This is a genomic window from Petrotoga halophila DSM 16923, assembly GCF_002924615.1.
Window position 1 is genome coordinate 1 of the sequence record NZ_JALY01000353.1, and the last position, 1,069, is coordinate 1,069.

The window sequence follows — 1,069 nt, forward strand, 5'->3', positions numbered from 1 at the left end:
TCTCATTCCAGCATCAACTATAGGATAACCTGTTCTCCCTGTACACCAAGCTTTAAATTTATCCAAACCATTTTCCCACTGTATTTGGTTGTATTTCTCCTTAAAGGAATTACCTAAAACATGAGGGAAATGATAAAGAATATGAGTAAAAAAATCACGCCAGTGAAGTTGTGTAATAATTTCGTGTTCATTACCGAAGTTTTCATTTACTTTTTTATATACCTCTCTCACAGAAACTGTTCCAAATTTAAGATGGGGAGATAATTTTGTTGTTCCATCGATTGAAGGTATGTTTCTAATTTCACTGTAATTTTTTAATTTGACTATTCTCTCTATATAACGTAACCCTTCTTTTCGCCCACCTTTTAACATTAAATTTTCATTTTGAGGAAATTTATCAACCTGAAGAGCAATACTTGAGCTAATTCCTTCTGTAAAATAATTTTTAAATTTATTCTTCTGTGGTTCTCGCACATCTGTTTTTTTGGATTTTTTTAAAAAATCGGTGAACTTTATATATGGCATTCCATTATCTTTCAAAACTTCTGTGGGTTCATGTAATAAAACATCAAAATGTTCTTCAAAATCTACTCTTTCCTTTTCACAAATAGCTTTTATTTCATTATCTATTTTCTTACTAAAAGGAGTGTAATCTTTATTCACAAAAACTGCTTCTATTCCTAATGTTTTGATTAAACTTTCAACTACTTTAGAAGTAAGTCCTTCAAAAAAGTATAGTCTAGCGTTCAATTGGTGTAGCTCATCATTGAGTTCTTTTAGACTGTTGATCATAAATTGAACCGCGTTGTCTGATTTGTAATCATTGTCTTTAATCTGTCGATCATCAAATATAAAAGCAGGTATGACTCTTTCACAACTTTGAAGTGCTTCTATGAGAGAAGTATTATCCTCTAACCTAAGATCTCGTCTGAATATGTGCAACCCAATTTTATATTTATAATTCGGTATTTTTACCACCTCTAAGGCCTTTAGTATGTCTTTTATAATTAAATACAACTTACCTAAGCTAATAATAAAAAGGTAATTTTAAAGTATTGAGAATTTTAAA

1 protein-coding gene is annotated in these 1,069 nt (G+C 29.9%); it reads right to left on the reverse strand.

Annotation, left to right across the window (positions count from 1 at the left end; all coding sequences use genetic code 11):
* A partial coding sequence (locus AA81_RS13970) for a deoxyribodipyrimidine photo-lyase (RefSeq protein ID WP_245863672.1) occupies positions 1-978 on the reverse strand: 978 nt, incomplete at its 3' end.
* Between the last annotated feature and the right edge of the window lie 91 nt (positions 979-1,069).